Genomic DNA, 22,104 nt, shown 5'->3' on the forward strand with positions numbered 1-22,104 from the left:
CAATTATAATTTCACCAATTTAAACTGCCAGAATACACCGGCTCCTGCTTCAATGTATACATCCATATTATTAGTATCTACCAAAGTAACATTATAGGTGATGCTTAATGGTACAGCTACATTTGGCAGTTCTCCTTGATTATTTGCTTTAGGAATTCCTATAAAAGCACCTGTACCGTTTAATGTTACCGTACCTGCTCCTGCATCATATGTGTATGTGGCAGCATTGGAACCATCATGTGGTGCTACTGGAGCACCACAGGCGTCGCTGCCACCTTGCCATGGTTCTATCCAAGAAGCGGTCCCTAAATCGTTCATAAAACTACCATCAGCACCAAAAATGTATAAATCATCATAATAACAATCTCTCAATGCCACACAAGCAGTATCGCAATTCCACCAGCCTATATCACCAACAGCAGGACCAACACCCAACGATCCAGCTATTTCCGCCATTTTCCAAGTTCCGGTAATTGGTGAAGAAGGAGCACTGGTTCGAATCATTCTATACTGCCAGAACACACCTGCTCCTGCCTCTATATAGACACTAATGGTATTATCATCAATAACAGTTACATTGTAAGTAATTGAACTAGGAACTGCTACGTTTGGCAATTCGCCTTGGTTATTTGCTTTAGGTAATCCTAAAAAGGCTCCCGTACCATTTAAGGTAACAGTATTAGCACCAGCATTATAAGTGTAAGTTGCAGATGCTGAACCGTCATACGGAGGCGCTGGAGGTCCGCAAGCATCGCTTCCACCTTGCCATGGCTCAATCCAAGAGTCTGCACCTAAATCATTGGTAAAGCTTCCATCAGAACCAAAAATATACAAGTCATCATAATAACATGCCCTTGTAGTGACGCATCCTGCATCACAATTCCACCAACTCGTATCACCAACTGCTGGACCAACACCTAAAGCACCTGCTTCTGGAGCCATTTGCCATGTTCCCACTAAACTAAACGCAGTCGAAGGTGCTCGGTAGAAATATAAATTATCGACAAAAATTGTTCCACCAGCGGGATCCCCATCAAATTTAAATTGAATGATATCAGCAAAGTTTACCAATGGATTTTGATCTGTAAAAAACGATAAAGGAATGTCAAAAGACGTCCATTGTTGTGCAGTTAAATCTAAATCGTAAGCCGTTTCGTTCGGTCCAGAACTGATAGGAGAAATTTTGGCATCATTGTCATCTGCAGTCCAGATATCAACATGTAGATATTCCATAGCGGAAACATCTGTTGAGCTACCCAATTGAATTCCTTGATAATTTAAATTACCATATTGAATAATTTGACTAGTACCAACCGTTATTTCATTGAAAGTAGTGCTTTGTCCCCAATTTGGGTAGAAATCTGTGCCCGTCAAGTTATCATAAGCATTACTATAAACTGAAATAACATTTTCAGCTGCCCTTGATGGTGGTGTTGGTGCAGCTGCCAACGGTTGCAAAATAGCGGTGACTTCAAAATCTTCGGTATATGAAAGCGTTTCAATGGCACCACTGAAAGCCGTTACTGTAATAGTATAAATGCCAGCTTCTTGATAGACAAATGAAACTGTTTCTTCATTATTACCTTGAACGACTTCACTTCCAGCCTCTCCAAAATCAACTTCATAATAAATAGCCAAATCAGCAGAAGCAGTCACATTTACTTGTTTTGATATGGTTGGGTCGTTCTCAATTGTAACCATCAAATTTTGTGGTGGCTCAAAGGAAACAACCAAAGGCTGTGTAACTGTTGTAGATAATCCATTTAACCCATATGCCGTGATTGTGATATCATAGCTTCCCTCTGCGTAAGTATGGGTTACACTCGATCCTGGATTGATATCTTCGGCGCCTTCAGATCCATCACCAAACATCAAGTCAAATTTCGTGACACCTTCACCTAGAGGAGTCAGTGTAACCAACCCAGTATTGTCACTAGTAATACGTGCAGCAGCAGACACATTCGTAGGTGCTGCTATACCATCGACATCTAGCGTATTGTCGTCTTCGGAACAAGCAATTACCATGAAGACCATGATAATTGCGCTCATTAAGTACTTAATTTTTTTCATATGCATTTTTTTTAATATCCATCATTTTGTGGCCAACGATTACCGGCCAATTCAATTTCTATTCTAGGTATTGGGAAGAGCACATTTCTACCAGTAAAACCTGGTATTGAACTCGTTTGACCTGTTCTAACTTGATCGAAGAAGCGATGTCCCTCGCCTGCCAATTCCAGGCGTCTCTCATTCCATATATCTTGTGTTAAGGCGGAACCAGAAGATGTGATATCATGATTCGTATCTCCAAAAGCACGACGTCTCACCCTATTCAAATACGCTTGAGCTGTGCCATCTCCCAACCCACCTCGACTGTAGGCTTCGGCAGCCATCAATAGTACGTCTGAAAAACGTATGGCTCTGTAATTATTACTATGGTTGATGTTTTGATCTGGCAATACGGCTTCCGCATAAGGCAAGTATTTGTGATTGAAATACCCAGTATGCTCATTTCCTTCGGTAATGGTAACATCAGGTCTTGAAGCCATAAAAGCATTAACATCAAAAATGGTAGGCTCTCTTCTTGTATCTCCATCTTCATAAGCATCATAAAGCTCCTGAACCGGTACATTAAAGCTGAAACCATAGGCATAAGGTGAATAATTACCGCCTAGCCATCTCACTCCCATAAAACCTGCGGCTACATTTCCTTCAACGCATTGAAAACAACCAAAGCTTGCTCCTTCCTGTCCTCCCGAATATTGTACTTCAAAAACCGACTCTATATTGTTTTCATTTGAATTCAAGAAAATTGTTGAATAATCGCTAACGAGATCATATGGTCCTTCATTAATCACTCTATCAAGCACTGTTACCGCCTCTGGAAATTTGTCTTGATATAAATAAATTTTTCCAAGCAATGCTAGGGCAGCACCTTTTGTTACTCGACCATTTTGGTCTTGTTGCCAAGGCAAATCATCAATGATGCTGTTCAAGTCTTGTTCCAATTGAGCATAAACTTGTGCTTTTGGGGTTCTATCTATTGATTGCGATTCTTCAATAGAAATACGACCATCCAAATACATTGGCACATCTCCAAAGAATTTTACCAATTCAAAATAATAGTATGAACGCAAGAAAAGGTTCTCGGCAAGCAATTGATCTTTACCACTAAAATCAGTTTTATCCTTAAATTCAATAATGTAATTTGCTCTACTAATTCCAGCATACATCCATTGAAATACGCTACGCAATGCGCCATTATCCGCGGTATGCGTCATATCATCAATTTGTTGCCAATCCAAAACGTCTGTAGCATCTCCACCACCGCAGAGCGTATTATCTGATGCGATTTCGCCAAGAACATTGCTCAAATAAGTGGTCGAAAGTAAATCATATACCCCAACCAACGCGTTCTGGTAATCTGATTCTGAATTAAAATAGTTCTCACTGTTTTCTTGGCCCTCTGGCAATATTTCCAAGTAATCGTCGCATGCATAGCAAATCATGAGTACCATTACTATTGTTATTTGTTTCAAAGTTATTTTCATGTTTATATTATTAGAATGAAACATTGATTCCTGTTGTAAATGTTCTTGTGTTTGGATACTGACCCAAATCAACTCCTGATGCTACAGGATTCGCATTTGATACATCTGGATTGTAACCTCTATACTTGGTAAATGTGTAAAGATTGTTTACAGCCGCATAGATTCTAAATTGATCTAATCCAATACGTTCCAAAAATTTCTCTGGAATTGAATACCCTAACTGAACATTCTGTATTCTTAAATAAGAACCATCCTCTACATAAAAAGATGACCATAATTGATTATTAGACGCTAAACTTGATGCTCGAGGCACTTCATTCGAAGTACCTTCACCAGTCCATCTATTTAAGTAGAAATCAGGTTTATTACTGTAAGTCAAAAAACGCTCATAACTTCTAGCAACATCATTACCTATAGAGGCGTATAATGATGTTCCAAAATCAAACTGATAGAAATTCAGATTGAGGTTAAAGCCCATTGTCACATCTGGTATTGGATTTCCAATAACTGTTAGATCGTCACTGCTTCCATATTCAATGACACCATCTCCATCAACATCGACATATCTCAAATCACCTGGTTGTGCATTTGGCTGCACCGCGTGGGCATCAATCTCTGCTTGGTTCTGGAAAACTCCATTAGTTTGTAGACCATAGAATACACCTATCGGTAATCCAGTCTGGAATCTTGAAGTTGCTTGATTTAAATTAAACAACCCTCCTGAAATAAATCCAGCTGCATTATTAACGCTTAATGCCTTATTTTTTACGGTTGTCAGGTTGTATCCTAAATTTATACTAAAATTATCAGTAAACTGATGGTCAAAATTCAAACTGAAATCAAACCCCTTATTTTCTATGGTACCGGCATTAACAAATGGTGGTGAACTTCCACCTGCCGATGCTCCCAAAAGAGCCGACACATCTGGAACCAATAGTAAATCTTCTGTTTTCTTACGATAATAATCCAAAGTCAAACTCAACTTTCGATCAAATAGCGATATGTCAAAACCAACATTGGTTTGATAATTTGTCTCCCATTTTAAATCTGGATTGGCTAAAGCTCCAATGGCATTTCCATTAACAATTAAGTCATCAAAAGGGTAGGTTGCCTCACCTGTAGTTCCTTGCAGCAATCCTAACCATCTGTAATCTCCAATCTTATCATTTCCTGTTATACCCCAACTACCTCTAATTTTCAAAGAATTGATTAGATCGACATTAAAGAAATCTTCATTGGAAATTACCCAACCTCCTGAAAATGAAGGAAAATTACCAATACGATTATTTGGGCCAAACTTGGTTGAAGCATCTCTTCTTATCATTGCAGAGAATAGATACTTACTTTTATAATCGTATTGTAACCTACCAAAAAGTGAATACCATCTGTTTTCATTTCTACCATCACTTACATTTACTAAACTTGAAGTGACAACACCGTCAACAATTTGAATGATGGAGTTGGAATTACCTAAATATGCATTGTCCCAAGTCTCTGGACCGCTGTTTAAGGGACCTGAACCAAAGAATCCTTTGTAAGTTTCACTTCTGATTGAAGTTCCCAATAAAACGTTGAAATTGTGATCACCAAAGGACTTTTTGTAATCTAGAAAGTTCTCAAATATGAAATCAAATGTATGTTGTCTATTTTCTGAAACTGTCCCATATACATCTCTTGTACCATCGTCATTTCTGTCCAAATCGAACATTGTTGGATCATTAGTATCCAAACTTACATTGTTGTTAACCTTACCAGGACCATAATATGAAAGAGGCGAAAAAGATCTTCCGCCATAATCTGAATAATTGAAGTTAAATCTACTGGTAAATTTCAAATCATTGATTACATCATATTCTAATTCCACTTTTCCAGTAAAACGATCAGCAAAACCTTCGTTATAAGTATTATTGATTAAGGCAAAAGGATTAATAATTTCACTGCCTTGCTCTACCCCAATGTACTCAAATCCCCTTGAGACACCCGTTCCATCCGTACCATCATAAATAGCCGTAAGAGGAGAAGCATTTAATGCATAATAAAGAACAGACCCTCTATTTCCTTCAGGGATTCCTTGACTTCTAATATTGGTATATAACAAGAATGTATTCAACTTCAATTTTTCAGTCAAATTGATCCCCAAATTATTTTTAACTGTCCATCTTTGGTAATTTGATTTATCACTAGCTATAATACCATCTTGTGTAAAATAACTAGCGCTAATGCCATACGTCACTTTTTCAGATCCTCCTGTCGCACTCAAACTATGACTTACCAAGGGAGCACGTTCAAACAACTCATCTTGCCAATCTGTATTAGTGTCCAAAAGTTGGAGGTTTGGATAAGGTATAGCATTTCCATCTGCGGCTTGTATTTCATTAACATAAGCCGCATATTCATAATTGTCCATAAGATCTATGGTGTTTTCAGCTTCCTGAAAGGAAAAAAAGGAATTATAAGAGAATTTAGTTTTTCTATCTTTCCTACCACTTTTAGTGGTAATGAGAATAACTCCATTAGCACCTTGCACACCATATATAGCTGTACTAGCATCTTTTATGATGTCCATCTTCTCAATGTCATTAGGGTCGATGATACTTAAATCAGTCCCGATATTTACACCATCTACAATAACCAAAGGTGAATTATCGCCATTGGTAGTAATACCCCTAATTCTAATGTTTAAGGAGGCACCGGGTGAACCAGAATTTGATGTCACCTGCACACCCGAAGCATTTCCTCGAAGAGCATCTTCGATTCGCCCTGGGTTTGTTTGGGTAATTCGTTCTGCTTCGATACTAGAAAAAGCACCTGAAACTAACTCCTTTCTTTGAGTACCATAACCGATTACGACAACTTCATCGAGTGCTTCGGAATCTTCCACCAAGACTACGTTAATAGGATTACCATTCTTTACGGTAACCTCTTGATCAACATAACCTAAATACGAATACACCAAAACAGAATTGATGGGAACATCTGTTATAGTATAATTACCGTCAAAATCGGTGGTAACACCTCGATTGGTGCCCTTAATTAAAATGTTTACTCCAAGCAGTGGTTGGTCAGAGACATTTTCTTTTACAGTACCGCTCACTGTCACATTCTGTCCGAAAGTAACACAAGAAATAAGCAATACTAGTACGCGTAAAATTTTTGCTGTCATATTTAATTGAATCTGTTTTTACAAACATATGAGATTACATTACGATATGCACAAAATGCGACACTACAAAAAATATACATCATAAAAAAGATAACGAATTTTTGAGATTTTATCAATTAATTAGCGAAAACACTGCTTTAACAAAGTATTAAGAATTTTGTTACTACATCGAAATAGTATTGAAGTTTTTCGCGTTGTAGTGGTAATGTATGGGTAAAAACACAGAATGTAGTGTGGCTACATTTCCAAGATGTAATTTGTTAAGCTATAATCGTGAGGTAAATCCATCTTTTTTCGCAAACGATATCGTTTTACTTCGACACTTTTAGGAGAAATATTCAACAGTGGTGCTATCTCTTTGGATGACAGATTTAATCGAAGATAAGCACATAATTTCAAGTCATTTGGAGTGAGTAAAGGATGTTTGGACTTGATCTTTTTCAAGAAATCTTTATCAGCATTATTGAAAGCCTCTTGAAAGAACTTCCAGTCGTCTGTATTGTTGAGGTTTTTGTCAATAATCTTGATAACTGGCTTAAGGGTTTTGGATTCGTTAGTATTTTTAAGTTCTTCCTTAAGCGTATTTAAGAATTCATTCTTTTTAATCAAGCTCATTGTTGAGATGGCCAACTCCCGGTTTTTATTGTCAATATCCTGCTGAAGTTTTTCGTTTTCGACTTGCATCAATTGCTGTTCGCTTTCCAATTGTTTTAACTCCAATTCACGCTTATTCTTTTGGAGTAGCTTCTCTTTCTGTTTTTTATAATAATTTCTATACAGATTATGCATAAAAATTGAAAAGAGAATGACGCCCAAAACATAAATAAACACCATCAAATTAGTGATATACCAAGGTTTTTCAATCTTAAATTGATACGAAGACATATTTGAAGTCATCGTGTTCCCAACACGTGCTCTAACATTGAAGGTGTAGTCACCATACGGAAGATTTTTGAACAAGACGGAAGAATTGGTTGTCCAATCACTCCACTGGTCATAATAGCCTTTCAATTGATACTGATATTCAGCCACTAGATATTTATCGTATTCTGGTACGCTAAAAAAGAACTCGAAATTGTTCTGTTCGTTTTCAAACTCAATCGATTTTTCTTTATCAATCAACTTACTATTTCCATCTATGGCATAATTGGAGATTTGGTTGATACTGATATCATATGATTTTTGATTGAGTTTGTCCAAATCCATAATTACATAACCAGATGATGTTCCAAACAAATATTTATTCGCTTCCAGATAAGAAACAGTTTCATAACCCACCATTTCTTTTCTCAATGACTGCGGGAATGCAATTGATGTGATATTTGGCACATTACTCAATTTTCCAGGGGATAGATAATTCAAGTTTTTATCTGTAAATCCCCAAAGTTTGCTATGATGTGGGTCTGGAATCAATTTCCCTGAAGTGTATCCGTTAGGCTGAAACATTTTACTCAAAATAGAATCTTTTGAAAATGAATGTTTCACGCTATCATATACAAATACACCTTGCTCATAGGCGTACAAAATGTCGCCATTATATTTTATCAAACTAGAATTGAAGCCTTTTTGTTGCTCATCGTCTTTTTTTACGGAACGTACCTCTTTCAATTCATCATTAACATCTAACTCAAAGACACCTTTATATTCGTGGCTAAATAAAATCGTATTTTTGTTAAGCACCTCAAAATACTTGGTAGAGATATCAAATCCTTCCAGTTTATTTTTAAAAGTCCAAGACCCATTCTCTCTTTTCAACACATTGATTCCAATATAGTTACCTTGCAATAGAATATCAGGATTATTGGGATATGTTTTGATGTTCCAAGTACCTGGAGTGTTTGCAATCAATTTGGCATTGCCGTTTTCAACAATGAATGTTCCTATATTATGTCCGCAGAAAAGTGTATCATCAATTTCCACCAGGCACCACACCTGCCCTTTTGTACCTTCAACAAATGTAAATTCATCTTCCGATAGTTGTTTATAGAACAATCCTTGATTGGTACCCAAAAACAACTGATTTCTATAAATAATCGATGTGTAAACCGTTCCCAATTTTCCTTCTTCATCATTGTAAATACTGAATGGTGAAGATGTATTGATTACGTTTATCCCATTATCTAGACCCAGCCAAATATTGTTTTCTTTATCCTCAAAAAGAGATAAAACGGTATTGTTGCCCAAACCTTTGGTCTGATCTATGGAATACTTTAATTCTCCATTTTTATTTAAGTAAACCATACCGTTGGAAATGGTGCCAAGGATGAAGTCTCCATTTTTAAGTTGAATACTATTATAAACACTCAAACTGGATATGAACTCCGATGCAGGCACTTGCCATTTTGACAAGGTATTTGATTTCCAAATGAAGAAACCCTTCTCTTGGGTCTCCAGAAGTAAATTTCCATCGCGATTGAAAATGTTAACGAGAATATTCTGTCTAATAATTTCATCATCACAAATAAGTTTCGGCGTGCCATTTTCAACCTTAAAAACACCCTCATCAACACTTTGATAATAAATGCTCCCATTAACCTTGAACATTTTTGTGATTGTATGTTTAGAATTGATGGTTTTATAAGTATCATTCTTTGAATCGAAAACGTAAATTCTGTTTAATGACTGAAAAAGAATAAAACGGTCCACAGAAATGATGTTCCAAAATTGTTCATCTTCGATAAGGTCGATTTTCAACTTTTGAGTCAGCGAAGCATATTTTAAATTCCCAAACTCATCGCGTTGCCAATAACCAAAATCCATATAGCAACCAGTGTATATCTTATCACCTACAACATTAACTGAACGTAAAATAGATTCATTTTCAGAAGGATATAACTGCCATTTAGCACCATTAAATTCCAACAGGCCTTTATTATTGGCTACATAAATGTATTTGTTACTTGCTTGCGAAATGGACCAATTTTGATTTTCACCTCCGTACTCCTTTGAAACAAATAAGTCAATAGGAGGCAATTCTTGCGCCAAAACAAGTTTGGTTAACAAGAAAAAAACAAATAGAAAATGATACTTCTTTAAAGTCAATTAAGCAAAATAAATATAAATACTAATTACGATTGCACATATGACCAAGCCAACTGGTTTGACGAACTTCCACGGGGAAATATCCACCTGTTTAGTATATTCCAACTCAAACGCCTCTTTACGTGGTCTGATCGCTCCAATAATCAACATAATGATAATATTAAGTACAAAAAGAATTGCCATCACGTGCAAAAAGTGAGGATAAGCTTCTGCCTCGACTAATTTTAAAGCAGCCGCATCAGTAATACCTGAAGCTTTGGCTTCTTCAACTGCCTTACCTACAAAATGTGGTTTTAAGAAGAATTGGCTCAAAATATACAATAAAGAGCCTGAAAGTACTCCAATTTTTGCGGCAATTGCAGGAACTCTTTTGGTGGCATATCCTACTACTATAATTGTAAATATTGGAATACTGTAGATACCATTTACTTCCTGAAGATATGCAAATAAACTTCCCGCATTGGCAATCAAAGGCGCGATGAACATTGCTGAAAATGCCAACACAATTCCGAAAATCTTTCCATAGCGTACAACTGTTTTTTCATCAGCATTTTTATTGATGTGCTGTTTGTAAATATCCAGTCCAAACAAAGTTACAGAGCTATTTAGAACACTATTAAATGAGCTCAAAATAGCACCGAATAATACGGCAGCGAAGAAACCAACCAAATATTTCGGCAATACAGCTCTTACCAATTCTGGGTATGCCATATCGCTTGATGCCAGACCGCCTTCAAAATAGTGATAGGCAATAATTCCTGGCAATACCAAAATCAATGGTCCTAATATTTTGAGAAATGACGCCAGCAATAATCCTTTTTGCCCTTCTGCTAAATTCTTTGCGCCTAATGCTCTCTGGATAATTTGTTGATTGGTTCCCCAATAGAACAACTGTACAAGCATCATTCCTGTAAAAATGGTACTGAAAGGAACTTCTTGCCCTGTCTCACCCATCGATTTAAACTTCTCCGGATTGGAACTCATCAAAATATCAATTCCATTTCCTAAACTTCCATCTCCTATTGCAATCAACCCAAAAACAGGTATCAACAATCCTCCTATAATTAATCCGATAGCGTTGATACTATCCGAAACCGCAACCGCTTTCAATCCACCGAATACGGCATATATAGAACCAATGATTCCAATTCCCCAAATACATATCCACAAAGCTTGTGTGCTAGACACATTAAGTAGTTCAGGCACGTTGAACATACCACTTATTGCCACCGAACCAGAATATAAAATTACTGGTAGCAACACGACCACATATCCTGTCAAAAACAATCCTGACGTAATGGTTTTGGTTGTGACATCAAATCGTTTTGATAAAAATTGAGGTACAGTCGTCAAACCTCCTTTGAGGTAACGTGGCAACAGAAATATTGCCGTAACCACCATTGCGATTGCCGCCAAGGTTTCCCAAGCCATCACAGACAAACCATCTGTATAGGCACTACCATTTAAACCAACAATCTGTTCCGTTGATAGGTTCGTTAGAAGTAAGGAACCTGCGATAACGCCTGCTGTTAGGCTCCTTCCGCCAAGAAAATAACCGTCTGAAGATGTTTCATCAGTGCTACGTGTCGCAAAATAAGATATGACTGCCACCAAGAGTGTAAATCCGACAAAAGAAATGATACCAAGCATAATATGGAATGTTTTAGTTAGTGTTTAGTTGTGCTTCAATATATACAGGCAAATGATCTGATGGATATTTTAAATTTTCATTATCACTTAAAACTGCATATTTATTGACTTTAATATTTTTTTTACTGACGAAAATGTAATCGATACGTCGTGTTACAGCCTCATCAAATTTGAATCCATTGAACGTGCCGGAAGGTCCAAAAGGTTGCATCTGGCTAACATCTTTTGAATCCTCTAATGTAGCTTTAATTAGTTGAATGTTCTCTGTTTCTGGTTCCAAATTGAAATCACCCATTAAAAATACAGGTAATTTTCCATTAGCAAATTCCTTAATTTTACTTAAGATTAAACACGTACTGTTTGCTCTGGCAGTCACTCCAACGTGATCAAAATGAGTGTTGAACACCCAAAACCGTTCCTTGTTTTTTATATTTTCAAACAATGCATAGGTACAAACCCTATTGCACACAGCGTCCCAACCCATTGACACCTTATCTGGTGTTTCAGAAAGCCAAAATGTAGAGCTCTTAATTACTTTAAACTTCGTTTTGTTATAAAATATGGCGGAGTATTCTCCAGAATCCTTACCATCATCACGTCCTACACCAACAAAACTGTAATCATTCAACAAACTATCCATATCTTTCATTTGATTTGGCATTGCTTCTTGAACTCCTAAAATATCTGGCGAGTAGAATTTCAATTGGCCTATAAAAAATGGTTTTCTGTTTTCCCAGCTATTTTCTCCTTCCTTCGGATAATCAAGCTTGATATTATAGCTCATCAATGAAAGTTCTTGAGCATTTGAATTCAAAAGAAAAAGAAAAGCAACAATTTGAAATAGATGTCTCATAACTTGTTATTCGATGTATAAAATTTCGCTTTTTTCTGAAATTCCGTTCTCATTAAAAGCCTCAACTTGCAGATAATAAGATTGGTCTGTATTCAAGGCTCTCAACTCGTAATTTGGCGTATCGTACATCATTGCCGAAAGGTTCAACTTGTCTTTTGAAATTCCCCAATAAATCACATATCCTGTAGCATCTTTGACCTTCTCCCAAGTGAGATTGACATTGCGACGGTCGGCTTGACGCACAGCCTTAAAGTTGGGAGGCGTGATTGGTTTAGATTCCAAACCTTTTCCAAACACCCGAAATTCAGAAATAGACAGATAGTTATTGGTACAATACACGTGATTGTATCGGATATATCGTACCTTCTCTGATTTTTCCAATTCGATATACGCGTGAGGCATATCTTTTTTGTTCTTTGAATAATCTGCAATAGTTTTCCAGTTTTGTCTATCAATGGATGACTGCAATACAAATTGTTGCCTCAAAGTGTCAGGACGTCCATAAATATCACTGTTAAAGTCTTGAAAATTGATTTGTATAGCACTGACGTTCATCGGTTTTTCCAAATCAATTTCAACATAAATGGAGTCATTATTACTTTCAGAAACCCAATAACTTCTTATTTCCTCGTCATTTATTCTATTGATGTTGAAATCAGTAATTTGTTCCTGCATATAGCCTTTGTCACTTTCGTCAACCACATTTATTTCTTTGGTTACTAACGGAGAATTGGTCTTAACAGGTTTATTATAAGACAATAACATCCACCCTGTAAAACGTTCTTTGTGATTATCCACTTTTGTATTTGGCAGGTAATGCGGATAGTCACCATAAGCAGTATTGACGTACATTTGTCCATTGTCTTCAAAACCTGCTGGATACATTCCAAGACGTCTTTCAAACTTAAAATTGACGGAAATAGCCATGGTTGAAAAATGCCAATAGTTGCCATTGTTATCCTTAACTGTACTGCCATGACCTGACCCTTTTAAAAATCCTCCAGGTTTGTACGAAATGGGATTATAAGGCGCATACTCAAATGGTCCAAATGGACTTTTACTTGTATACACACCATCGGCATAGACATTCCACTGTGTGCCAGGTGCACCATATTCAAGATAATAAGTGCCGTTATGCTTCATCATCCAAGGACCTTCAATAAAAGGTTTTAAATCTGATGTGTGGTCTTGTCCAAATCGTTCCCAACCATGTTTTTCGGGATCCAAATTAAACAAATCTTTTTCTTCGCCTATTGGCACAAAATAATTATCTGGGTCTAACTCCACAACTCGAAGTGGCCATTTATTTGAAGATTCTTCATATAAATAAACTTTGCCATCATCGTCTACAAATAAATTAGGGTCTTGAATTTGACCAGGCACATTGATGATTGCAAAATTCGTTTTCCAATCTCCAAGTTCGGGATTATCAGTTTCAATAACTGGTCCATAACCAACAGGGTCGCCATAAACAATAATTTTATCCTTATAAACCGCAGCTGCTGGTGCGTTGCTACCGTGAAAATACCAGCTTTGTGGTCTAATGAATTTCCAATTGCTCATATCATCAGAGACCCAATATCCGTGAGAGCGCGTGACAAACATATAGTATTTCCCTTTAAAATTGACAACAGCTGGGTCTGCACCTGAACGATACGAGACCTTGTTTTTCGCTCGATAGTGAGACATATAAGAATAGTCGATATCGATGGGGTTGCAATAGGTTTTATAATTTTTATCTTGAGCGGATTTCTCTTCAGATGAAACATCTCCCTTTTCCTTTTCAGAATTACAGGAAAAACAAAAAATGAATAAGGTTAAAAAAAGAAATCGCTGTATCATAATTTTTTATTTGTGTCCGATATCGGGTCGTAAGAAGTGCCTGTTTTTCCTCGCAGACGCTCAAAGTTCTTATAGTTTCTATCAACCGATTCTTTACTTGATTGCTCAAATTCTTTGTTGGTGACTTCATATTGCTTTTGCAATTCCCCCAATCGAACTCTTAATTTGGATTCGATGGTATCATAATTCTTATCATCAATTAGATTTTTAAGCTCCTTCGGGTCTGCTTTTAAATCGTACAATTCCCATTGGTCAATATCGTCATAAACGTGAATCAATTTGTAACGTTCGGTACGAACTCCATACATCCGCTTGACCATATGAAACGCAGGAAAATCATAGTAGTGATAATAAATAGCATCTCTAAATTCATCATTATCCGAATTTTTCGTCAGCAATGGTCTTAACGATTTTCCCTGCATATCATTCGGAATTTCCACTCCTGCAAAATCCAAAAATGTTTCGGCAAAATCCAAATTCTGGGTGAGTGCATTCACTTCAGTACCTTTTTTAATAACTCCTGGATATCTTGCTACCATTGGCATCGCCAGTGATTCTTCATACATAAATCGTTTGTCGAACCATCCTTTTTCACCTAGATAAAACCCTTGGTCTGTCGTATAAATAATCAATGTGTTCTCTGAAAGTCCATTGGCATCGAGATAGTCCAAAATCTTTCCTACACCTTCATCTACAGCTTTAATCGTTGCCAGGTATTCGTGAAGATAGCGCTGGCCTTTCCAGATTGCCAATTCCTTCGGACTCATATTGGCATCGTGCATCGCATCATTCTTGGCTTGATAGGCTTTGTCCCAAGTAGCTCTTTGCTCTGGTGTCATTCGTTCAAAATCGGTAGTCCAAGGGTTGTGAGCCAACTCATTACTACCTTTTTCCTTGGTCATCTTCAAATCGTGACCTTCGTACATATCTTTGTAGATGGTCTGTTGTTGTTCTTTTGATGCGATGGAACCTTCGTGGTCTGTAAAATAAGTATCTGGCAACGGAAATTCGACGTCATCATAAACATTCAAATGGCGCAACGCTGGCATCCAATTGCGATGTGGCGCTTTGTGGTGTACCATCATCATAAATGGTTGATTAGTTCCTTTTACCGAATTCAGATATGAAATTGCATCTTCGGTGATAATATCCGTAGCATAACCAGTGATGCGTGTCGTATCGACTCGCTTTTTCTGTTCATTATATGCAATAAAATCCGGGTTATAATAATTGCCCTGGTCTGTCAATATTTTCCAATGGTCAAAACCTTGAGGAAGTCCGTGTAGATGCCACTTCCCTATCATCGCAGTATTGTAACCTGCCTTTTGAAGCATTTTTGGAAACGTAGGTTGACTGCCGTCAAATTGGTCACCATTCATTCGGAAACCATTCACGTGGCTGTGTTTTCCTGTAAGCACTACTGCCCTACTCGGACCGCAAATGGAGTTTGTACAGAAATTATTCTTGAAAATGGCACCATCATTGGCTATTCTATCTATGTTGGGCGTCGGTGCCAATTTACTAATTGGGTGGCCATAAGCGCTGATGGCCTGCGTTGCGTGGTCATCGGCCATTATGAAAATGATATTCGGGCGGGTTTGCTCTGAAACGGATGAAGGTTGGGTGCTGCTTTCCTGCATTTTGGTCTTGCAGGTAAACAATGTTAGAGCCACAAATAACACAACTAATCGCTTCATATCTTCGTTACTATTTTGGTTGTTTGAATCACTTCTCTATTGAAAACCGTTTGGTTGAAAAATGTAAATACATCATCCAAATGATCAAAAGGAATCGAAGACAACTCGTGCTTTCCTCCTAAAACCTTATAGAAATAAAACGGCTTTTCAAGTTTCTTCAATCGTTCTACAATAGTTGCCGAACCATCGAGCATCAAATAACCAACTCTCGAAGGCGCACACAAATGATGCGGTGCACTTCCGAAAGGCACCAAATTATCTTCCGTTCCGTGGAAAAAAGCCGAAGGCAAAGCATTCGTCATTGTGATGTAATCTGCATTTACCATCGCTCCTGCCAATGAAAATACACCTGCAAATTTGATATTTTGATAAGGCTTTAAATCGTCCACAAAATATTCACGCATATAAACAGCGTTCAGCATACCTTCTGCACCAGCGCTACTGCCACCAGCAATGATTCTTGTGGTATCAGCGCCAAGCATCACACGGTTTTGATGAATGAATTTTGCAGCATCCAAAAAGTCAATTGCTGCATTTTTAAAGGTCAATAATTTTTCAGATTTTGGACAATCGCAACCAAAACCAGTTACTTGACCTTTTCGAGTCAATCGATATGAAATAAAAACACCTAAATAGCCGTTTTCTGCGGATAATTGAGCTAATTTCACCTCACTCGGATAGGTTCGGTCGCCTCCAACGAAACCACCTCCGTGCATCCAAAGCATCACAGGCAACGAATCTGTTTTTTTATAGTTTTTAGGTGTATAGACATCCATTTTGAGCGTGTCTTTCCCTTTGATGGCATAAGTGTACGTCGTCACTTTCGCCTGTGAAAACGCTGTGCAAGAGATTAGAAGCAGTAGGTAAAATGCAATCTTCTTCATCATTTCAATCATAATTTTTCTATTAACAAACCGCTGATGACGGTTTTTCCTTCTATTGGTTTCAAATTTATCGTTAATCCTTCAGAATTTTTAATCTTTAACAAACCTGAAACAGTAATTCCATATTTGTCTGAATATTGTTGCGACATATTAAAGTTTAAAGCAAGTGTTTCATCATTCACAATCACATCAAAAACACGCTTTGAATCTTTATCAGCTGAAGTCGTCTTTGATTTCAAATTGTAAATAATATCAACTTCACTTTTCAATTGCGGCTCTACAAAATACAAGGTTATTCTGTAATTTCCATCTGGAACGTCAACTTTATAAGTCGAGCAACCTTCAAGCATCGTTTGATACAATGGGTCGGCATTCGTGTTTTTGATGTTCTGCGGAATGCCTTGATGGTTTTCTTTATTGATATTGAATACTTCACCATCTATATGACCAAACAAGCCTTTGCTATATAGTCTATCAGCAACAAATGTGATGCCATTTTCCGAATCTTTGACGTTGAAATGCGAACCGATATTAATGCCCAATCGTTCTGGCAAGTCAGTTGATAAATCTTGAATCAACGCAACATCAAGGTTTTCAGTTATTTCAAATGAATTTGAAACCATTCTCAAAGTATTTTTTCCTTGTGTGAAAGGAATTTCAGCTTCCGCAATACCTTCTACAAACTTTAATGTTTTTAGCAAGTTTCCTTTCAGAAATAATTCAACTTCTTTTTGGTTGGAGAAGAAGGTTACTTTCTGGTCATTCTTTCCAACAATGTTCAACGTAGCATCTGTATGCAGTGACATATGAACAAAAGGCTCATTTTTATCCAAAACCGATTTATACCAATAATAAATATCCTTCGGCTCGCGATTATACTGAACCAATCCTTTTTGATTGACGTGCGGAATGGCATCACCACGGAACTCGGAGCCAAAATCGGCAAAATTCCAAGCTGTCATTCCTGTCACAAAATCGCGCTCCTTCACTTGACGATAATAACCTGAATGTAATTTTAGTTGATATTCCTGTGAAAAATCATATTTCTTTGGTGTGTCGGTTGAAATGCGTGCATCAGTTCCAGGACCATATTCTGATACCATTATAGAACGATTGGGATAACGACGATGCTGTTTATCCAGAAACACACCTAAATCCTCAATTGTGTCGTGATACCAACCGAAATACAGATTCCAACCAATCAGCATTGACAAATCGGCAATTTTTGTTTCGTTGTACAATTCATTAAAATGAAGCGCCATCACCGTTAAACGATTTGGAGCCAATTTTCGTGTCAAATCTTCCAGTTGTTTCGCCAATTCATACGTATAAACCTTGGCATCTTCTTTTTCCTCTTCGGTATTTCTATCGAACGCCAAACGCAGGAAAATCTCGTTCATATAACCGAACATCACCACAGATGGGTAATTATAATATTGTTTGATATGCTCCTTTTGCATATCGATACTTGTCTGAAAAAATTCCTTTGTATTGGTCACTTTATTTACGATAGGAATTTCAGTCCAAACCAAGATACCAAGTTCATCGCACAACTTATAAAGTTCACGTCTATGAGGATAATGTGCAAAGCGAATGACATTTGCACCCATATTTTTTATCAGATGAATGTCTTTTTCCTGAAGGTGCAAAGGAACGGCGTTTCCAAAACTCTCATAATCTTGATGACGATTGACACCGATGAGTTTATATGGTTTTCCATTGAGCGAAAAACCAGTATTTGGGTCTACAGAACACCATCTGAATGCGATGGATTGTTCTCTAAAATCAATTGGATTTTTATTTGAATCCGATAGTTTTATCTGAAGTTTGTAGAGACTTGGAGATTCTGGACTCCAGAGTTTTGGGTCTTGAATTTTTGGGAATTTTATATGGACTTCTGTGGAAGCATTTGCATTCAACTTCACTGTTTCACTTTTCGTCAGAAGTACTTTGCCTTCATAAGAAATTGAAAGCTCTAACTGTGTTGTAGATTTTGAATTATCGAAGTTATCAACCAAAACGGTCACGTCAACTTCAGCACTTTCATTAGAAACGTTAGAATAATTGACGTAAAAGCCATCAGAAGCAAAATCGTTAAGGGAAATGTGTTGTTTTGGAACCGAAATGAGTTCGACATCGCGATAAATGCCTCCATAAAACGTAAAGTCGGCATTTAACGGAGGAATATTGTCATCGTGCGAATTATCGACTGTCACTTCAATCAAATTGAAATCGTCATAATTCAGCCACTTTGTAATGTTGTAATTAAAGGCCGTGTAGCCACCTTTATGCGTCCCGACCTCTTGACCATTTACAAAAACCTTTGCATCCTGATTGACGGCGTTGAATTTTAAATAATGGATGTTGTCAGACTGTGATTTTGAAAGAAAAAGTTGTTTTTTATAATACCCTTTGCCGCGACGATAACCAGGCTCGTCATCAAAAGCATCCTTGTCATTCCAAGTATGCGGAATGTTTATCGTTTCCCAGTTGGTCTTATCTTCTGAAAACTGCCAACCTGAATTAATGATTTGTTGTTGTGAAAATGATGTAAACGAAAAAACCATCCACAATGCCATCAAACAAATGATGTTTAACTGAAACATTGTGAACGGTTTAAATTTCATAAGTTAATCAATTACTTAATAATTAATTTAGAAGTCGTTTTCTTGTTGTTTGCTGTCACTTCCAGAATGTAGGTACCAGCAGATAATTGTGTATTTTTACTAGAATTTCTTTCCCAAACATAAGAGAAGTCTCCAGCTGGTTGTTCTTCATTCAAAAGAGATTGAACCAATCTTCCATTGATATCGAACATCTCTATTTTCAAGTTAGATGCTTCATTCAAGAACAATTTCACTTCAAATCTGTCTGAAACAGGATTTGGGAACACATTCAATTTTGAAATCAAATTAACTGACTCAACAGAAAGTGGTGCATCACTTGTAATCATTTCGATGGCTCCTAAATAGTAGAAACCACTGCCATTGTCGTTATTAGGACCTGGTGCTGCCGTGAAAACAATCGCATTGCTACCGTTTGGTTGAATATTCATAACAGTTGCAGTATTCATTGTATTGTTCGAAGCATTTAAATAACCAACAGATGCTGATGAGCCAGCTACAGTATATATAGCTTCTCTATTGTCACTTACATTGTTCCTTGATGCAAAAATTGAGAACGAATAGTATTTAGTAGGATCAAGACCTGTCAGAGTAAAACCTCCTGTAGGCTCGGTCGCCCCTTGAAATACTGCAGTGTTACCAAAAAAACTATCTGCAGCAGCAGAACTTGGAAAAGGTAGTGATGCATCTGGTGTAGGATTTCCTGCTGTATTAACTGTATTGAATGCGTCGTCAACAGTCAACGTTACACCTGTACTAGCCCCAGAATCATCAACTAAAGCTAAAGTGATGCCTGAAGCACTTGCTGCATTAGCCACAGCAACGTTATTCCAATTTCCAGTTGTAGTATTGGTTGTAATACCAAAGTCAACGTATGTATATTGCTGTGCAAAAGACGCATACGAGATTAAAACGAAAATAAAAGTAATTTTTTTCATGAGTTTTTGTTTTTAGTTAATAATGATTTTGCTTGTTACCGATTTATTGTTGTAATTTATAGACATAATGTAGATACCAGATTTCAAAGTACCTCTTGTCACTTGAATTTGATTGTTACTTACTGTTTGATTACTGGAAAATACATTTTTACCAAGCATATCAGTCATCGTGACGTTCACATTTCCGAAAACAGCTTCAGAAAACTGAATTGTGCAATTTTGGATCATCGGATTAGGAAATATCTTTGTGGTTGCCACTTGAAAATCTTCAACAGATAAGGCTGCATTCATGACAGCTGTGTGAATTCCTTTTCCTAAAATTCTTTGGAACAATATCAAATGCGCAGCGTCATTCATGTGTATGCCGTCTCCTGAATCATATTGTGGCAAAATGCCATTGTTATCGGCAACTGGAAATCCAGTCCAGAAATCAACAGTATTATCGTTACCAAATAGATTATAGGTCTCGGTAATCATCTGTAATTGAATATTTAAGTTGGTTGTATTGGCACCAAAATTTCTTGGTTGTGGTGTTGTCACCCATAAAGGAACATTGGCACTTGCGGCATCAGCACTAATCAAATTATAATTTGCAATTTGGTCAGCCACAGGATAACCACTTGCCGCATCGTTGGATGGCATATTGATAATTATACCACCAGGATTCAAAGACAAAGCTTTCGTAATGTTGCGTTCCGTATCAATGGTTCTATTAACACCAGCAGGAATGGTTGAACCTGTAGGCAGAATGTTATAGGTTGCAAATCCACCAAGAGCCAAATTGATAACTTCATATCGCGTATCGCCTTCCACCAAATACGTTCTGTAACGGTTTACCCAAGCATTATTTCCATCAGAAGGGCCTGTTCCTGCAGCGGTTGAAGAACCCAAAACAACAATTCTAAAAACATCACCTTCATTCGGAATAATTTCGAATGTACCATCACTTGTATCTGCCAAGCCTTCTCCCGAAATACGAATCAAGCAGTCTGTAGAAATTTGGTTTGGCACCACATAATCATAATACTGCAAAGAACCTGGTGCTGTTGCAACAACATTCCAATTGGCTCCATTATCTGAAGAAAATTCAATTTGCATATCAGTAATAGAAATGCTTTCCCACTTGATCCTAACAGTTTTTCCAACTTCCCATAAATGACCACCATTTGGATAGGTCAAAGCCAATTCTGGGTCTGGAGTGGTATCACCAATTGGCGTATCACTTTTAATCAATTGCAATGCTCCCAAGTAATAAAATCCAAAACCATTGTTATTGTTCGGACCAGGTTGCGCGGTCAATGTAATTTCTCCGCTTGCATTCGGCTGAATATTCAAGATATCCGCAGTATTGCTAGTATTATTGGAAGGGTTCAAAGCTTGTGAAGCAGTGGTTGAACCAACAACGGTATACAGCGTTTCACGATTATCGCTTACACCGGTTCTAGAACTGAATACTGAAAAGGAGTAGTATTTGGTGGGGTCAAGACCAGAAAGCGTAAAACCACCTGTTGGATTGACATTTCCATTGAAACCTGCATCTGTAGCTCCAAAAAAACTATCACGAGTAGCAGATGAAGGAAATGGCAGAGCACCATTCGGGCTTGTGGTTCCGTTAGCGTTAATATGGTCAAAAGAATCTGTCAACGTCAACACAGCACCAGTTGTATTTCCGTTGCTGTCAATAAGGTTCAAAGTCAAACCATCCTGATTTTGGGTCGAAACCACCAGATTATTCCAGTTGCCCGAAGTGACCGTTCCGGAGTTTCCAAAATCGATATAGGAATACTCTTGAGAGTAGCCTATAAAGCTGGTTATCAATAAAAGGGAGAGTAAAATTTTTTTCATATAATTATTGTTTAA

Annotated in this window: 12 protein-coding genes; all 12 read right to left on the reverse strand. The window is 37.3% G+C overall.

Features of this window, described 5'->3' with window-relative positions; genetic code table 11:
* Positions 1-3: 3 nt before the first annotated feature.
* Positions 4-2,070, reverse strand: a complete 2,067-nt coding sequence (locus M0G43_RS08785) for a PKD domain-containing protein (RefSeq protein WP_248025122.1) — start codon at positions 2,068-2,070, stop codon at positions 4-6.
* A gap of 11 nt (positions 2,071-2,081) precedes the next feature.
* Positions 2,082-3,518 carry a RagB/SusD family nutrient uptake outer membrane protein gene (locus M0G43_RS08790; protein ID WP_248025124.1) on the reverse strand — a complete coding sequence of 479 codons (1,437 nt, stop codon included), beginning with the start codon at positions 3,516-3,518 and terminating at the stop codon, positions 2,082-2,084.
* A 43-nt stretch (positions 3,519-3,561) separates the two neighbouring features.
* The gene (locus M0G43_RS08795; RefSeq protein WP_248025126.1) at positions 3,562-6,714 is read right to left on the reverse strand and encodes a SusC/RagA family TonB-linked outer membrane protein; all 3,153 of its coding nucleotides are present in this window, start codon (positions 6,712-6,714) and stop codon (positions 3,562-3,564) included.
* A 237-nt stretch (positions 6,715-6,951) separates the two neighbouring features.
* Positions 6,952-9,717 (reverse strand): triple tyrosine motif-containing protein, encoded by a 2,766-nt coding sequence (locus M0G43_RS08800; protein WP_248025128.1) that lies wholly within the window; start codon positions 9,715-9,717, stop codon positions 6,952-6,954.
* Positions 9,718-9,756: 39 nt separating this feature from the next.
* A complete protein-coding gene (locus M0G43_RS08805) occupies positions 9,757-11,406 on the reverse strand; it encodes a solute:sodium symporter family transporter (RefSeq protein WP_248025129.1) in 1,650 nt (549 codons plus the stop codon).
* Positions 11,407-11,419: 13 nt separating this feature from the next.
* Positions 11,420-12,259: an endonuclease/exonuclease/phosphatase family protein gene (locus tag M0G43_RS08810; RefSeq protein WP_248025131.1), complete on the reverse strand. Its 840-nt coding sequence runs from the start codon at positions 12,257-12,259 to the stop codon at positions 11,420-11,422.
* Between the two features lie 6 nt (positions 12,260-12,265).
* Positions 12,266-14,101 carry a family 43 glycosylhydrolase gene (locus tag M0G43_RS08815; RefSeq protein WP_248025132.1) on the reverse strand — a complete coding sequence of 612 codons (1,836 nt, stop codon included), beginning with the start codon at positions 14,099-14,101 and terminating at the stop codon, positions 12,266-12,268.
* Positions 14,098-15,798, reverse strand: a complete 1,701-nt coding sequence (locus tag M0G43_RS08820) for a sulfatase (RefSeq protein ID WP_411039859.1) — start codon at positions 15,796-15,798, stop codon at positions 14,098-14,100. Before M0G43_RS08820 ends, M0G43_RS08815 begins: the two co-directional genes overlap by 4 nt.
* Positions 15,795-16,685, reverse strand: coding sequence for an alpha/beta hydrolase (locus tag M0G43_RS08825; RefSeq protein WP_248025134.1), 891 nt, complete (start codon positions 16,683-16,685; stop codon positions 15,795-15,797). The genes M0G43_RS08820 and M0G43_RS08825 overlap by 4 nt, the downstream gene beginning before the upstream one ends.
* A 5-nt stretch (positions 16,686-16,690) precedes the next feature.
* Complete coding sequence (locus tag M0G43_RS08830; protein ID WP_248025136.1) at positions 16,691-19,288, reverse strand: glycoside hydrolase family 2 TIM barrel-domain containing protein; 2,598 nt, start codon at positions 19,286-19,288, stop codon at positions 16,691-16,693.
* 32 nt (positions 19,289-19,320) lie between these two features.
* On the reverse strand, positions 19,321-20,244 hold the full coding sequence (locus M0G43_RS08835) for a T9SS type A sorting domain-containing protein (protein WP_248025138.1): 924 nt from the start codon (positions 20,242-20,244) through the stop codon (positions 19,321-19,323).
* 12 nt (positions 20,245-20,256) lie between these two features.
* Positions 20,257-22,089 carry a T9SS type A sorting domain-containing protein gene (locus M0G43_RS08840; RefSeq protein ID WP_248025140.1) on the reverse strand — a complete coding sequence of 611 codons (1,833 nt, stop codon included), beginning with the start codon at positions 22,087-22,089 and terminating at the stop codon, positions 20,257-20,259.
* Between the last annotated feature and the right edge of the window lie 15 nt (positions 22,090-22,104).

Origin of the sequence: Subsaxibacter sp. CAU 1640, from assembly GCF_023156585.1 — a bacterium.
In the GTDB taxonomy this organism is placed as follows: Bacteria; Bacteroidota; Bacteroidia; order Flavobacteriales; family Flavobacteriaceae; genus JBPOFM01.

What these genes read in the sequence shown, in the direction of transcription:
- M0G43_RS08790 (WP_248025124.1), bottom strand. Translation starts at nt 3,518, where the DNA reads ATGGTACTCATGATTTGCTATGCATGCGACGATTACTTGGAAATATTG.
- M0G43_RS08830 (WP_248025136.1), bottom strand. Translation starts at nt 19,288, where the DNA reads ATGTTTCAGTTAAACATCATTTGTTTGATGGCATTGTGGATGGTTTTT.
- M0G43_RS08810 (WP_248025131.1), bottom strand. Translation starts at nt 12,259, where the DNA reads ATGAGACATCTATTTCAAATTGTTGCTTTTCTTTTTCTTTTGAATTCA.
- M0G43_RS08805 (WP_248025129.1), bottom strand. Translation starts at nt 11,406, where the DNA reads ATGCTTGGTATCATTTCTTTTGTCGGATTTACACTCTTGGTGGCAGTC.
- M0G43_RS08825 (WP_248025134.1), bottom strand. Translation starts at nt 16,685, where the DNA reads ATGATGAAGAAGATTGCATTTTACCTACTGCTTCTAATCTCTTGCACA.
- M0G43_RS08785 (WP_248025122.1), bottom strand. Translation starts at nt 2,070, where the DNA reads ATGAAAAAAATTAAGTACTTAATGAGCGCAATTATCATGGTCTTCATG.
- M0G43_RS08840 (WP_248025140.1), bottom strand. Translation starts at nt 22,089, where the DNA reads ATGAAAAAAATTTTACTCTCCCTTTTATTGATAACCAGCTTTATAGGC.
- M0G43_RS08815 (WP_248025132.1), bottom strand. Translation starts at nt 14,101, where the DNA reads ATGATACAGCGATTTCTTTTTTTAACCTTATTCATTTTTTGTTTTTCC.
- M0G43_RS08820 (WP_411039859.1), bottom strand. Translation starts at nt 15,798, where the DNA reads ATGAAGCGATTAGTTGTGTTATTTGTGGCTCTAACATTGTTTACCTGC.
- M0G43_RS08795 (WP_248025126.1), bottom strand. Translation starts at nt 6,714, where the DNA reads ATGACAGCAAAAATTTTACGCGTACTAGTATTGCTTATTTCTTGTGTT.
- M0G43_RS08835 (WP_248025138.1), bottom strand. Translation starts at nt 20,244, where the DNA reads ATGAAAAAAATTACTTTTATTTTCGTTTTAATCTCGTATGCGTCTTTT.